Below are 14,128 nucleotides of genomic sequence, written 5' to 3'. Positions count from 1 at the left end.
CAAGGACGGCGTTCCGGCCATCACGGTCCCGGTCCCCGGGGGGCGAAGGCGGGGGCCAGGACCATCCGGGTGCGGCGCGGCTGAGGCAGGGCACGTCGCGCCGCACCAGGTGTGCGCGGCCGGTGGATCGCCGGCCGCGCACACCTCTGCTCCGCCCCCTGCTGCCTACTGCGCCCCACTGCCTTCCGCACTGCGCGTCACCGGGAGGCGATCCCGCCCGTGAGGTGGCAGTGGACGTCGACGACTCCTTCGACGGCCCGCGCCAGACGTTCGGCCACCGGTATCAGCTCCGCGCCGTCCACCCATCCCCTGAGGGTCACGACGCCCTCGCGGACCTCGACCCGGATGTGGTCGGCCGGCAGCGGGAACAGGCGGTCGACGACCTCTCGACGTACCTCCTCGGTGAGGTCCTCGTCGTCCCGCAGGAACACCTTGAGCAGGTCCGAGCGGCTGGCGACCCCTTCGAGCCCGCCCTCGTCGCCGATGACGGGCAGCCGCTTGACCTTGCGCCTGGCCATGATGCGTGCCGCCTCGGCCAGGGTGGTGGTGCCGCGCACGGTGACCGCCGGGCTGCTCATCAGTTCCTCGGCGGTCAGCGCTCCGGCCTTCGCTAGGTCGGACAGGCGCTGCCGCTGGGTGAACCGGTCCGGAACGTCGTCCCGGAACTCCTCCTTGGGCAGCAGGTCGGCCTCCGAGACGACCCCGATCACCCGGCCCTCGCCGTCGAGCACGGGCACCGCGCTGACGTTCCACCGCTCCATGAGCCGGACGATGTCCTTGAACGGGGCGTCGCGGCCGACGGTGACGACGTCGCGCGTCATCACCTCGCTCACGAGACGCGGGCTGTTCTGCACGGTCTCCTCCTCCAGGTGATCAGAAGGGCGGCCGTCGACGGCGGCGGAGCGCCGGTTGGGAGATCACACCGGGTGACAGCGGTCCCGGACGCCCCTCACGGGGCTCGATCCCAGCCTCGTGCCACAGGGGCGCGGACGAAAGGGGCCGAATGTCCCCACTCGGGGCCGATTCGTCCCTCGCGCGGCCGACCGACCGGTGCGACCTTGAAGGTGGGCCCCTGTGCTGTAGGGAAGGCGGTGGGGACGATGACGACACTTCCCCTGGTCGTGGGCGTCGACGGATCCGATGCGAGTCTCACGGCGGTCGACTGGGCGGTGGACGAAGCCGCCCGGCACGGTCTCCCCCTGGTGCTGCTGCACGCCTCGCGCTGGGAGCGCTACGAGCGGGCCGTCCCGTCCGTCGGTCTCAGCCGCTCGTCCGAGCGCGTTCTCGTGGAGAACCTCGTCGCTGCCGCAGCCGAGCGCGCCGGGCGGCGAGATCCGGAGGTGAAGGTCACCACAGAGATCGTTCCCGACGACGCGGTCGACGCCCTTCTGCGTGCGGGCGACGAGGCGTTCGCCCTGGTGACGGGCTCGCGCGGGCACGGTGAGCTGAAGGGCCTGCTGCTCGGCTCCGTCGGCCTCGCCGTCGCGGCCCGTGCGCACTGCCCGGTGATCGTGGTCCGGGGCGACAAGGCCGGCCTGGCCGGCTCCCACGAGCGGATCCTGCTGGGCGCGGGCGAACCCGACACCGGCGCCGAAGCCGTGCGCTTCGCCTTCCGCGAGGCCGAGGCACGCCGCTGCACCCTGGACGTCGTACGCGCCTGGCGCTGTCCCGCGCACGAGAGCGCCGACGATCCCGCGCTCGCGAACGAACCGGTGCGTCGGCACGAGGAGCAGGCATCGGCCCTGCTCGACACGCTGCTGTCGGACGCCGTCGCCGACCGTCCGACGGTCCGGGTGCGGCGGGTCACGGCCGAGGGACCGGCCCACAGCGTCCTCGTGCGCCGCTCGGCCGCCACCGACCTGGTGGTCGTCGGGGCCCGCCGCAGGCACGGCCACCTCGGACTCCAGCTGGGCCGGGTGAGCCACACCCTGCTCCACCACGCGGACTGCCCGGTGGCGGTCGTGCCGCGGACGGTGTGAACGTCGCCGCCAGTCCGCATTCCGTACGGCCGGTGCGCGACCTGCTCGACGAGGGGGTACGGCGGTGACGGGCTGGACGTGGGAGTACGACGGTTACGAGCCGGCGCAGGAGCGTCTGAGGGAGTCGTTGTGCACCCTGGGCAACGGCTACTTCGCGACCCGGGGGGCGCTGCCGGAGTGCGCCGCTGACGACGTGCACTACCCCGGCACCTATGTGGCCGGCTGCTACGACCGGCTCACCACGGACATCGCGGGGCGCCGGGTGGAGAACGAGGACATGGTCAACGCCCCGAACTGGCTGCCGCTCAGGTTCCGCGTCGCGGGGCTGCCGTGGCTCACCCCCGACACGGCCGAGGTGCTCGACCATGGGCAGGTGCTCCACCTCGCCTCGGGACTGCTGGAGCGCCGGACACGGTACGCGCTCGGCGAGGGCCGGGTGCTTTCGGTGCGGCAGCAGCGGCTCGTCCACATGGCCGACCCCCATCTGGCGTCCCTGCGCACCGAGTTCACGGCCGAGGGCTTCGCCGGGGACCTCGACGTGGAGGCGGCACTGGACGCCGGCGTCACCAACTCCGGGGTCGCGCGCTACCGGGAGCTGGACGGCCGTCACCTCACCCGGGTGCACACCGGCTCCGTCGGGCCGGACACGGTGTGGCTGCGCTGCCGTACCCGCACCTCCGACGTCCGCATCGGCATGGCGGCCCGGCTGAGCGCCGACGCGCCGGTCACCGACTGGCACGAGCCGTCGCGCGTCGGCCAACGGACCCGTCCGGGGCTGCGTCCCGGCCGTACCGTCACCGTCGTCAAGACCGTCGCCCTGCACACCTCCCGCGACCCCGCGATCAGCGACCCGCTGGACGCCGCGATCGACCGGGTGGGCGCGGCGCCCGGCTTCGACGAACTGCTCGAAGACCATCTCACCGCCTGGGACCAGTTGTGGCGGCGGGCCGAACTGGACGTCGACGGCGAGGCCGGGGACATCCTGCGGCTGCACCTCTTCCACGTCCTGCAGACCCTCTCCCCGCACACGGCCGACCTCGACGTCGGTGTACCGGCCCGGGGCCTGCACGGCGAGGCCTATCGCGGGCATGTCTTCTGGGACGAGCTGTTCGTGCTGCCGTACCTCGACCTGCACTTCCCGGAGGTCTCCCGGGCCCTGCTCCGCTACCGGCACCGCCGCCTGGACCGGGCCTGTGCCGCGGCCCGCGCGCTCGGCCGGCGCGGCGCGCTGTACCCGTGGCAGAGCGGCAGCGACGGGCGCGAGGAGACACAGGAGCTCCACCTCAATCCCCGCTCGGGGCGCTGGCTGCCCGATCACTCGCGGCTTCAGCGCCACGTCGGCTCGGCGGTGGCGTACAACGTGGTGCAGTACTGCGAGGCGAGCGGGGACGCCGAGTTCCTGCACACCAAGGGTGCGGAGATGCTGTTGCAGATCGCCCGCTTCTGGGCGGACACGGCCACCTGGGACGAGCGGCTGGGCCGGCACCGGGTCCGGGGCGTGATGGGACCGGACGAGTACCACGACGCCTATCCCGGCGCGTCCCGGCCCGGCCTCGACGACAACGCCTACACCAACGTCACCGCCGCCTGGGTGCTCGCCCGTGCCCTGGACGTGCTGCGGACCCTGCCGGAACCCCGGCGGCGCGAACTCGCCGAGCGCACCGGCCTGGACCAGGGCGAGCTCGAGCAGTGGGAGGACGTCTCCCGCACCCTCCACGTACCCTTCCACGACGGCGTGATCAGCCAGTTCGAGGGCTACGGCGCCCTCGCCGAACTCGACTGGGAGGGCTACCGGGAGCGGTACGGCGACATCCGGCGGCTGGACCGGATCCTGGAGGCGGAGGGCGACACCGTCAACCGCTACCAGGCGTCCAAGCAGGCCGACGTCCTGATGCTCGGCTACCTCTTCTCGCCGGCCGAACTCCGCGCTCTCTTCGGCAGGCTGGGGTACCGGCTCGACGACGACACCTGGCGGCGCACCGTCGACCACTACCTCCGCCGCACCAGCCACGGCTCCACGCTGAGCGGCCTGGTGCACGGCTGGGTCCTCGCCCGCGCGCGGCGCACCGAGGCGTGGAAGTACTGCCAGGAGGCCCTGCGCGGCGACATCGCCGACCTGCAGGGCGGCACCACGGAAGAGGGCATCCACCTGGGCGCCATGGCCGGCACCCTCGACCTCGTCCAACGGGGACTGACCGGGCTGGAGACCCGCGAGGGGGCGCTGTGGCTCGATCCGGTGCCGCTGCCCGAACTGTCGTCGTACGGCTTCTCCCTCCGCTACCAGGGGCACTGGGGTGTTCGGCTGCGCCTGGAGCGCGGAGGACTGGAGGTGAGGGTGCCGCCGTCCGACCGCTCCCCGATCGACATCCGGCTGCCGGACCGAGCGGTCCGCGTGTCACCGGGCGAGACGCGTCACCTCCCCCTTCCGGGCTGACGGCGAGCGCCCTGGAGAGGGGCCGGACGGCCCCCGGAGAGGACCGGGCAGCCTCTGCCCCCGCTGGGGCCGCGGAGTGACGCTGGGTACCGGACGACAGACCGAGTGTGGGAGGTGCCGAGATGCTTCGACCCGTTGTCGCCGGAGTCGACGGATCCGCCGAAAGCCTGGCCGCTGCCGCATGGGCGGCTCGTGAGGCCCAGCGGCGGGACAAGCCGCTCCATCTGGTGCACGCCTGGGACCGGCACCCTCGCCGGCAGGAGCGCGAGATCGCCGGTGCCGCCCAGCGGCATCTGGCCCGGCGCGCGCTGCGCCAAGCGGAGGAACACGTCCGCGCCCAGTGCCCCGATGTCCGCCTCACCGACGAACAGGTGGAGGGCCCGGCCGCGCCCGCCCTGCTGAAGGCCGCGGACGAGGCCGAGCTGATGGTCCTGGGCTCACGTGGACTGACCGGCCTCGCCGGGTTCCTCGTGGGTTCCGTGGCACTGGGCGTGGTCGCGAAGGCGACGCGTCCCGTCGTCCTCGTCCGGGCGGACGAGGAGGCGGCCGACGAACACGTGCCGGGCGGCGACGGAAGCGCCTCGACGGACACCGGCTACCGGGACGTCGTGCTCGCCGTCGACCTCGCCGAGGCCTGTGACGAGGTGATCGAGTTCGCCTTCGAGGCCGCCCGGTGCCGGCACGCCCGGCTGCGGGCCGTGCACGCCTGGCACACGACCGTCCCCCTCGGCCTCGGCCCCGGCGAGATCGGCCTGGTCGAGCAGACGTGGCAGGGCGAGGAGTGGCTGAGCTTCCTCAAGGCCGTCCTGCGGCCTTGGCGTGAGAAGTACCCCGACGTCGAGGTCCAGGAGACCGTCGTGGACGAGAAGCCCGCGACGGCGCTCGTCCGGGCCGCCACCGGTGCGAGCCTCCTCGTCGTGGGACACCGCCTCGCCGAACGCCCCGTCGGCCCCCGCACCGGACCCGTCACCCATGCCGCGATCCACCACGTCGGCTGCCCCGTCGCCGTTGTCCCCCACTTCTAGAGAGCGGTCTTCCAGAGAGTGGTCCTGATCAGTCATGCGGTACGACGGCGACCGGGCACGGACCGTGGTGCAGCACCGCGTGCGCGACGGGTCCGAGCTTCCACGTCAGGTGGGACGTACGGCGACGGCGTCCGACCACGGTGAGCCGACTGCGGGTGGCGGCGGACAGCAGGGCGTGCGCGGCCGACCCCGTGACGACCTGCACCAGGACGGGGACGTCGGGGAACCTCTCACGCCACTTCGCCAGCGTGGTGGTGAGCCGCGCCCGTTCCTCCGCCTCGAGGATGTCCGCCGCGTGTTCGGGGGACGCGGGGTACGGCACGCGGTGGGCGAGGGCCCGCACCACGCGTACACCGATTCCGTACGACGCCGCGCTGGCGAAGGCGAACTCCAGCACCGGGTCGTTGGCGGGCCCCGCCTCCGCCAGGCCGACCACCACCTCGTCGCGGTGCCCCGCCGGATGCCCCCAGCCGGCCTCGACAGCCGGATCCCCGGCCCGGACGGTGACCGTCGGGCACTGCGCGAGGCCCAGCACGTGCAGGCTGATGGAACCGAGCAGGAAGCTCGCCGCCGCACTGTGGCCGCGGGACCCCAGTACCAGCAGGGACGCGTCCTCGCCATGGGCGAGGAGGGCGTGAGCCGCGGTGTCCGACACCAGTTCCGTGGTCAGCGTCAGACCGGCGTGGCGATGCACCAGTTCGGCCTCCATGCGCCGGAGCAGGTTCCGTCCGTAGAGCTGCCTGCTCCGGGCCTCCTGCGGGATCGGCACGTCGAGCGGCTGCGTGGGCCACGAGTGGAGCAGGACCAGGGGCAACTTCTTGCGGGTGGCCTCTTCGGCCGCCCACCACGCGGCCGTCACGCTCCCGGGTGAGCCGTCGACTCCGACCACGACGGGTCCGGTCATGACACACACCTCCCGTGTCCGGCGCGACAGCTGCTCGACGCCGCGGCTGCCGCGCGCTGTCCACCACTACCCCGATCCTCAACGCGCCCGGACAGCCGGCGACAGGGCCGGACGGGACGCTTCGGGTACCGACCGGCCCCTGCCCGAGCGCCCTGGGAACGGAGAGCGTGGGGTGGCCGGCAGGACGGTGCCGCGAGCACCGGGCCGTCCGCTGTCGCGCCGGGGAGCGCCACTGTGCCCCGGTCCTGAGACCGTGCGAGGAGAAGGGGGGGAGACGTCATGAGCGGCGGCCCCGTACTGGTGGGAGTGGACGGCTCGGCATCGAGCCTGGCCGCGGTGGAGACCGCCGCGCGGGAGGCAGACCGGCTGGGGGTGGAGCTTCGGCTGGCGCACGCCCTCGCCTGGCCGGCGGCCCATGTCCCGCCGGGCGTGCCCCCGTGGGACCCGGTCGGAACCGGGGTACGCGGCCCGGTGGGGAGCGCGCTGACGGAGGCCGAGCGCCGGGCCCGCGACGCCGCGCCCGGCCTGCGCGTCACGCACACGGTCCTCCTGGGCGAACCCGCGGCGGTGCTGGAGACCGAGTCGCGCGGGGCGTCGCTCACCGTCGTGGGCAGCCGCTCGGCGCGCCGCCCGGCGGCCGCGCGAAGCGGATCGGTCGCCGTCCGGCTGGCGGCCCACGGTGGCTCTCCGGTGCTGATGGTCCGGGGCAGGCCCGACCCGGCCGGCCCGGTCGTGCTCGCCGGCGACCACGGGCACCTCGGCAGGGAAGCGGTCGCGTTCGCCCTCGCCGAGGCCTCGGCCCGCGGAACGGACGTGATGGTGCTGAACGGCTCCGGGACACCTGAGGGGGAGGAGCCGGACAGGCCCGACGACACACTGGCGGCAGCGCGGGAGGAGTATCCGGACGTCACCGTGCACCGGCGCCGTGTCCGGGGCGGGACGCGCCGAGCGGTCGTCGCGGCCAGTGCGCGCGCCCAGTTGGTCGTGATCGGCACGCGCGGCCGGGGCGGATTCGCGGCCGCCCTGCCGACGCGGGTCAGCCGGGCCGCCCTGCGGCACGCCGACTGCCCCGTCGCGGTGATCCACGCGGCGCAGGAGGCCCCGTGACCGGGCCGATGACGACCGAGGTCGCCCGGGAACGTATTGGTGCGGTGCCGCACGCCGGAGGGGCGGACGCCCACCGGCTCGATTCGTCCGGCTGTCCGGACCGGCTCGGCGCGCGGAGTGGCTGAAGTTCCTGGACCGGTTCCGCAATGGCTCGTACCGACCGCCAGGGCGCGCCGCGACGTCCGGGAACACGTCGTCGAGGCGCACGCCCTGGTGCCGGGCGACCTGGTGCTCCTGGAAGCCGGCGACCGCGTACCGGCCGACGGACGGCTGACGGTCGCGCAGTCGGCCGAAACGGCCGAGGCCGCCCTGCCGGCTCTTCCGCGACGACGTCATGAGGCGCACCGAAGTCCGCCCTGGGCGGCACCCTGTCTTCGCCCGACAGACGGTGGCGGTATTCCTCCTCGTCGATCTTCCCGCGGGCGAAGCGTTCTGCGAGGACGGCGAAGGCGATCAGCACCGCCCAGAAGAGGATCATGCCGACCGGCATGGTGAACCAGCCCACCCGCTCGGATCGTGCCCGTACCAGAACATCACGGTCACCCACGTCGCTACGGATGCGTCGACTCGCCGGTGAGCTGCGGTTCGACGTCCACGACGCCCTCCACGGCGCGGACGAGGCGCACGGCGACCGAGATGAGCGCGGTGTCGCGGACATGTCCGCGCAGGGTGACCACGCCGTCGTGCACGTTCACGTGGATGGCGTGGCTGAAGCCCGGGAACAGGTACGACACCACCGTGCGGCGCACCTCCTCCTCTATGTCGTCGTCCGGCCGCAGGAAGACCTTCAGCAGGTCGGCCCGGCTGACGACGCCCTGGAGCATGCCGATGTCGTCGACCACGGGCAGCCGCTTGACCTGTCGGACGGCCATGATCCTCGCGGCCTGCGCGAGAGTGGCGTCCGGGTGGACGGTGACGGCGGGCGTGCTCATGAGTTCCTCCGCCCTGGTCGCACCGGCCTTGGCGACATCGACCAGCCGCTGCCGCTGCTGGGAGAGGCTTTGCCCGCCTTCGCGGAACTCTTCCTTGGGCAGCAGGTCGGCCTCGGAGACGACACCGACGACGCGTCCCTCTCCTTCCAGCACCGGCATGGCGCTGACCTTCCACTGCTCCATGGTCCGCACGATCTCCTTGAACGGTGCGTCCCGTCCGACGGCCACGACCGTCTGGGTCATCACATCGCTCACGATGTGGGGAGTGCCGCTCATGTCCGACCACCTCGTCTCGGGGTTCGTCAGGTCACGTGGCCAGTCCGGCACGGCGTGACGCCTCGGGCTCCGGCACCGCGGAGGTGGTGTCGTCCACCCGGTGGTGCAGCTCCGCGGAGACGTCGACCACTCCGTCCACGCCCTGGCACAGGCGTACGACGACGGGGACGAGGGACTTGCGTTCGACGGTGCCCGTCAGCGACACCCGTCCGTCGACGACACGCACGGTGACGGCGCCGGGGGTGATACCGAGGGCGCGTATCAGCACCTCCCCGGTGATCTCCTCCCGGATGGCGCTGTCGCCCCGGAGGAAGACACGCAGCAGATCGGCCCTGCTGACCAGCCCGACCAGTCGGTCGGCCTCGTCGACCACGGGCAGCCGTTTGACGTGGTGACGCTCCATGACCTGGGCCGCCTCCACCGCCGTCCACTGCGGCCTGGCCGTCACGGCCGGGCTGTTCATCAGCCCTTCGGCGGTCGTGGCCTCGGCCCTCGCGCGGTCGGCGGGCCCGGGGCGCAGTACCGGCAGCACGCCGGCCGGATCCAGCAGGCCCGCCTCCTTGCGCAGCAGATCCGCCTCGGAGACCACGCCCAGGACGCGTTCGTCGTCCACGACCGGTACGGCGGTGATGCCGTGCTCGGCGAGCAGCTTGGCGATCTCCTTGAAGCCGGTGTCCCGGCGCACGCTGACGACCGACGTGGTCATGAGGTCGCTCACCATCCGGTGCCACATGGTTCCCGCCTCCTCGTGTCGTGTGCGGTCCCTCCTGCCTCCCACTGTCCGCCTGACACGCGGCAGCCGCATGGGCCGGTCGGCCCCCATCGGCCCGGCGGCGCACAACGGCGGCGCGCCCGCGGAGCCGTGGCGTGGCGCCGTCCGACGCGAGGGGCGAGCCTGGAGGGAGACGGACCGACGGCGATGGGGAGATCATCTGGCGGCCGCCATGGCCGGTGCGGACGGCCGCCGGTTGAGCCACGGCCTCCCGGCGGTGGAGCCGCACCACGAAGTCGTCCGCGGTCACCGGTTCACGGGAATGCTGCCGGGGCCGTGAGCCGGGGAGTGCCGCACCACGCCCGCTGTTCCGTCGTCACCGTCCCGGGTGAGGGCCGGACGGCCCGGCCCCCCTCCCCGGACGGCCCTGGTGACTCCGGGCGGGCCCGGCACACGATCGGAGGGCGCCGTCGCTCGAACGGCGAGACGGCGAGACGGCCGCCGACCCCCGGGAGTCGATGATGGAAGCCTCACACCAGGCCCGCCGGGTCGCCCGTACGGCGACCCGGTCACCGTACGGACCCGCCTGATGCGCACGAGTCCGGCCCCGCCGACCGCCGGCACACGGCCAACGACGGAGCCCGGCTCCGGCCCGCCGCCGCGGGTACGGCAACTCGCCGCCGCCGATGTCTTCTCCGCCCTGGACACCACACGGCGTGGCCTGGCGCCGGCGCAGGCGGGGGAGAGGCTGGAGCGGTACGGGCCCAACGAACTGCCGCGGACACGACGCCGTGCCGTCTGGCGGGACCTGGCGGCCCAGTTCACGGACCTCTTCGCGGTGGTCCTGCTGGTCGCCTCGGCGATCACCTTCCTGGCGTACGGACTGCAGCAACCGCGCGAGGCGGGCACCCTGCAACTGGCCGTGGCCATCCTGGCCGTCGTCGTGCTGAACGCGGCCATCGGTTTCGCGCAGGAGTACTCGGCGGAGCGCACGGCGCAGGCCCTGGCGGCGATGGTGCCGCACGCCTGCCGGGTGCTGCGCGGCGGTGAACGGCTGGAGGTGCCCGCCCGGAACCTGGTGCCGGGGGACGTGGTGGTGCTGGAGGCCGGGGACGCCGTGCCGGCGGACTGCCGGCTGGTCGAGGCGCACGAACTGGCCGTCAACAACGCGCCGTTGACCGGAGAGAGCAACGCCGCGGGCCGCACCGCCGATCCGGTGGCGGCCGGGCCGGCGCTCGAGTCCCGCAACTGCGTCTTCATGGGGACCGACGTGGTCGCCGGATCCGGGCGTGCCGTGGTCGTCGCCACGGGCGCGTCCACCGAGTTCGGCCGGATCTACCGGCTGGCCGCCGCCGCGCCGCGGCAGAAGACCCCGCTTCAGCACCAGGTGGCCGTCATGGCACGTCGGGTGGCGGGGGCGGCCCTGGCGACCGGGGCCCTGATGTTCGTCGTACGGCTTCCCACCGGCGAGTCCGTCGTGCCGTCGTTCGTGTTCGCGCTGGGGGTGATGGTGGCGCTGGTGCCGGAGGGGCTGCCCGCCACCCTGTCGGTGTCCCTGGCGATCGGCGTACGGCGGATGGCGCGGCGTCAGGCCCTGATCAAGCAGTTGCTGGCGGTGGAGGCGCTCGGATCGACCACCGTGGTGTGCACCGACAAGACCGGGACGCTGACCCAGGCGGAGATGACCGTCACCCGGGTGTGGGCGGACGGGCTGACCCATGAGGTGACGGGTGTCGGCTACGCCCCGCACGGGGAGGTCGGCGACGCGCCGCCGGTGCGTGAGCTGTTGCGGGTGGCCGGCCTGTGCTGCGACGCCCGGCTGGTGCCGCCCGCCGGCCCCCGGGAGCACTGGCGGGTGCTCGGCGACACGACCGAGGGCGCCCTGCTCGTCGCAGCGGCCAAGGCCGGTCTGGAGTTGGACGCGGAGGCGGCCGCGACCCCCCGGGTGACGGAGTTCCCCTTCGACTCGGACCGCAAGCTGATGACCACCGTCCACCGGACCGCGACGGGCCACCAGGCATGCGTCAAGGGAGCCCCCGTGGAGCTGCTGGCGCGCTGCACCGACGCGGAGCGGGACGGACGGCCGGAGCCGCTGACCGAGCAGGACCGGGCGGCGGTCGTCGCCGCGGCCGACGCACTGGCCTCCCAGGGACTGCGGGTGCTGGCCGTCGCACGGCGGGAGGTCGACGGGCCCCACCCCGCGCAGGAGGAGGCCGAGTCCGGACTGACGTTCCTGGGACTGGTCGGCATGCTGGACCCGCCGCGTCCCGAGGTCACCGACGCGGTCGCCGCCTGCCGCCGGGCCGGCATCCGTATCGTCATGGTCACCGGGGACCACCCGCTGACCGGGGAGGCCGTGGCCCGCCGGGTGGGGATCGTGCGGCGGCCCGGTCCGGTCGTCGTGACCGGGTCCCGGCTCGACGCGATGGACGACGACGAGCTCGACGCGCTGCTCGCCGAACCGTCCGAACTGCTGCTGTGCCGGGTCAGCCCGGAGCACAAGATGCGCGTGGTCACCGCGTTCCAGCGGCGGGGCGAGGTGGTGGCGGTCACCGGGGACGGCGCGAACGACGCCCCCGCGCTCAAGCACGCGGACATCGGCGTGGCGATGGGGGCCGGGGGCACCGACGTGGCCCGCGAGGCGGCCGCGATGGTCCTGCTGGACGACTCGTTCGCCTCCATCGCGGCGGCGGTACGGCTCGGCCGGGCCGTCTACCAGAACATCCGCAAGTTCCTCGTCTACCTGTTCAGCCACAACATCGGGGAGCTGGTCCCCATTCTGGCGGCCACCTTCGCGGGCTTCCCGCTGGTGCCCATCAGCGCGGTGCAGATCCTCGCCATCGACCTGGGCTCCGACGTACTGCCGGCCCTGGCCCTGGGCGCCGAGCCGCCCGAACCCGACGTCATGGACCGCCCCCCGCGCTCCCGCCGGGAGCGGCTGTTCTCGGCCGCCGTGACGGGACGGATCCTGTTCCTCGGCGGCATCCAGGCGCTCTGCGTCACCGCCGTCTTCTTCTGGCACATCCTCGCCTCGGGGATCCCGTTCGACGACTTCACCAAGGACACGCCCGTCTACCGGGAGGCGATCACCATGGTCCAGGCGGGGATCGTGCTCAGCCAGTTCTTCAACGCGCTCGCCGTGCGCACCGACCGGCAGAGCATCCTGAAAGTGGGCCTGCTGTCCAATCCGGCCCTGCTCGCCGCGGGCGGCTTCGGTGTCGCCCTCATGGCAGCGATCAGCTACCTGCCCCCGCTGCAGGCGGTCTTCGACACGGCCCCGCTCGACGCCGCCGACTGGGCCGTCCTGGCCGCACTCGGCACCCTGCCGCTGCTCGCGGACGAGACCCGCAAGGCGTGGCTGCGCCGACGCGACGCACGCCGGAAAGGAGCCCCACGGTGAAAGTGATCGTCGTCGGCTGCGGACGGGTGGGCGCCGCCCTCGCCGGCCTGCTCGCCACGGAAGGGCACGACGTCGAGGTCGTCGACCGGCGCCCCAAGGCCGCCCGCCGGCTGCCCGACAACCCCCGCATCCGCTTCCACGAGGGCAACGGCTTCAGCCGCGCCGTCCTGGGGTCCGCCGGGATCGAGCACGCGGACGCCTTCGTCGCCGTCACCTCCGGCGACAACAGCAACATCGTCAGCGCGCGCACGGCGAAGGACACCTACCGGGTCCCGATCGTCCTCGCCCGCATCTACGACCCGCGGCGCGCCGACATCTACCGTGACCTCGGCATCCCCACCATCGCCAGCGTCCGCTGGACCGTGCACGAGATCCACCGGATGCTGCTGCACCGCCACCTCAGCCCCGTACTCGGCTTCGGCAACGGCGAGACCCTGCTCGTCCGCTCGGAGGTGCCCGCCTACCTCGTCGGCCGGCGGCTGACCGAGTTCGACGTCGACGGCGAGATCCGCGTCGTCGAGGTCACCCGCGGGGGCCGCTCCCTCATCCCCGCGCACGGCACCCCCGCGAAGGCGGGCGACCTGGTCACCTTCGCCGTCGCCGCCACCGCGCTCGGCAGGCTGCGCGGCTTCCTCGACAAGGAGCTGGGAACGTGAACGTGCTCATCGCCGGCGCCGGACGGCTCGGCACCCAGATCGCCCAGGTGCTCTGCGCCGCCCGCAACGAGGTCATCCTCATCGACACCGACGACGACCGTCTGGCCGAACTGGAAGGCCACGTCCCGGCACGGCTGGTGGCGGGCGACGCCTGCGAACCGGCCCTCCTGGAACACTCCGGGGCCCTGACCGCCGACCTCGTCATCGCCACCACCGGCGACGACGAGGACAACCTCGTCATCAGCCTCCTCGCCAAACGGCAGTTCTCGGTGCCCCGCGTCGCCGCCCGTGTCAACGACGCCGACAACGCCTGGCTGTTCGACGAACGCTGGGGGGTCGACGTCGCCGTCCCCTCCGCCACCCCGTTGATCTCCCTCATCGAGGAGGCCACCGGCGCCACCGACACCGTCGCCCTGCTGCGGCTCAGCAAGGCAGGCGTCGAGGTCATCGAAACGGCCATCACGGAGCAGTCCAGGACACGGGGCCGGGCCCTGGGCGACATCGTGCTGCCCGAGGGCACGGTCGTCGCCACCATCGTCCGCGACGGGCAGCCGACCGTACCGGACCCGGCGGTACGGCTGCGGCCCGGTGACGAACTCCTCCTCGTCTCCCACACGGCGACCGAGCAGGAGATCCAGGCCGCCTTCCAGTGATCTTCATGGAAGCCGCGGGAACACCGCGGGTCTTCGGGGCCGGAAGCCGG

General features: G+C 73.3%; 12 protein-coding genes. 8 read left to right on the top strand and 4 right to left on the bottom strand.

What is annotated here, in order from left to right; all coding sequences use genetic code 11:
- Positions 1-197: 197 nt before the first annotated feature.
- Positions 198-821, bottom strand: coding sequence for a CBS domain-containing protein (locus tag AQJ64_RS18695; protein WP_055633543.1), 624 nt, complete (start codon positions 819-821; stop codon positions 198-200).
- A gap of 279 nt (positions 822-1,100) precedes the next feature.
- Between AQJ64_RS18695 and AQJ64_RS18690 the strand changes: the two genes are divergently transcribed.
- From AQJ64_RS18690 to AQJ64_RS18680, 3 genes are all read left to right on the top strand, one after another.
- Positions 1,101-1,979, top strand: a complete 879-nt coding sequence (locus AQJ64_RS18690; RefSeq protein ID WP_099053936.1) for a universal stress protein — start codon at positions 1,101-1,103, stop codon at positions 1,977-1,979.
- Positions 1,980-2,043: 64 nt separating this feature from the next.
- Positions 2,044-4,413, top strand: a complete 2,370-nt coding sequence (locus AQJ64_RS18685) for a glycoside hydrolase family 65 protein (protein ID WP_055633525.1) — start codon at positions 2,044-2,046, stop codon at positions 4,411-4,413.
- A 122-nt stretch (positions 4,414-4,535) separates the two neighbouring features.
- Positions 4,536-5,438 carry a universal stress protein gene (locus AQJ64_RS18680; RefSeq protein WP_055633524.1) on the top strand — a complete coding sequence of 301 codons (903 nt, stop codon included), beginning with the start codon at positions 4,536-4,538 and terminating at the stop codon, positions 5,436-5,438.
- Between the two features lie 28 nt (positions 5,439-5,466).
- On the opposite strand, the gene AQJ64_RS51750 is transcribed toward AQJ64_RS18680, so the two are convergent.
- On the bottom strand, positions 5,467-6,342 hold the full coding sequence (locus AQJ64_RS51750) for a universal stress protein (RefSeq protein ID WP_055633523.1): 876 nt from the start codon (positions 6,340-6,342) through the stop codon (positions 5,467-5,469).
- A gap of 279 nt (positions 6,343-6,621) precedes the next feature.
- Here AQJ64_RS51750 and AQJ64_RS18670 point away from each other — a divergent pair, with 279 nt between their 5' ends.
- A complete protein-coding gene (locus AQJ64_RS18670) occupies positions 6,622-7,449 on the top strand; it encodes a universal stress protein (RefSeq protein ID WP_055633522.1) in 828 nt (275 codons plus the stop codon).
- Positions 7,450-7,488: 39 nt separating this feature from the next.
- Positions 7,489-7,944 (top strand): P-type ATPase actuator domain-containing protein, encoded by a 456-nt coding sequence (locus AQJ64_RS52055; RefSeq protein WP_206189680.1) that lies wholly within the window; start codon positions 7,489-7,491, stop codon positions 7,942-7,944.
- 56 nt (positions 7,945-8,000) lie between these two features.
- Here AQJ64_RS52055 and AQJ64_RS18665 read toward each other — a convergent pair whose 3' ends face one another.
- Together AQJ64_RS18665 and AQJ64_RS18660 are read right to left on the bottom strand one after the other, a co-directional pair.
- Positions 8,001-8,657 (bottom strand): CBS domain-containing protein, encoded by a 657-nt coding sequence (locus AQJ64_RS18665; protein ID WP_055633521.1) that lies wholly within the window; start codon positions 8,655-8,657, stop codon positions 8,001-8,003.
- A gap of 31 nt (positions 8,658-8,688) precedes the next feature.
- Positions 8,689-9,390 (bottom strand): CBS domain-containing protein, encoded by a 702-nt coding sequence (locus AQJ64_RS18660; RefSeq protein WP_055633520.1) that lies wholly within the window; start codon positions 9,388-9,390, stop codon positions 8,689-8,691.
- A gap of 568 nt (positions 9,391-9,958) precedes the next feature.
- Between AQJ64_RS18660 and AQJ64_RS18655 the strand changes: the two genes are divergently transcribed.
- Genes AQJ64_RS18655 through AQJ64_RS18645 form a run of 3 tightly spaced genes read left to right on the top strand, consistent with a single transcriptional unit; the run spans position 9,959 to position 14,078 of the window.
- Positions 9,959-12,769, top strand: coding sequence for a cation-translocating P-type ATPase (locus AQJ64_RS18655; protein ID WP_079061760.1), 2,811 nt, complete (start codon positions 9,959-9,961; stop codon positions 12,767-12,769).
- The gene (locus tag AQJ64_RS18650) at positions 12,766-13,425 is read left to right on the top strand and encodes a potassium channel family protein (RefSeq protein ID WP_055633519.1); all 660 of its coding nucleotides are present in this window, start codon (positions 12,766-12,768) and stop codon (positions 13,423-13,425) included. Before AQJ64_RS18655 ends, AQJ64_RS18650 begins: the two co-directional genes overlap by 4 nt.
- Positions 13,422-14,078 carry a potassium channel family protein gene (locus AQJ64_RS18645; RefSeq protein WP_055633518.1) on the top strand — a complete coding sequence of 219 codons (657 nt, stop codon included), beginning with the start codon at positions 13,422-13,424 and terminating at the stop codon, positions 14,076-14,078. Before AQJ64_RS18650 ends, AQJ64_RS18645 begins: the two co-directional genes overlap by 4 nt.
- Positions 14,079-14,128 lie beyond the last annotated feature (50 nt).

It is taken from the genome of Streptomyces griseoruber (assembly GCF_001514205.1).
Taxonomy (GTDB): domain Bacteria; phylum Actinomycetota; class Actinomycetes; order Streptomycetales; family Streptomycetaceae; genus Streptomyces; species Streptomyces griseoruber.
Note: the sequence above shows the minus strand (reverse complement) of the source record. Positions and strands in the feature narration are given on the sequence as shown.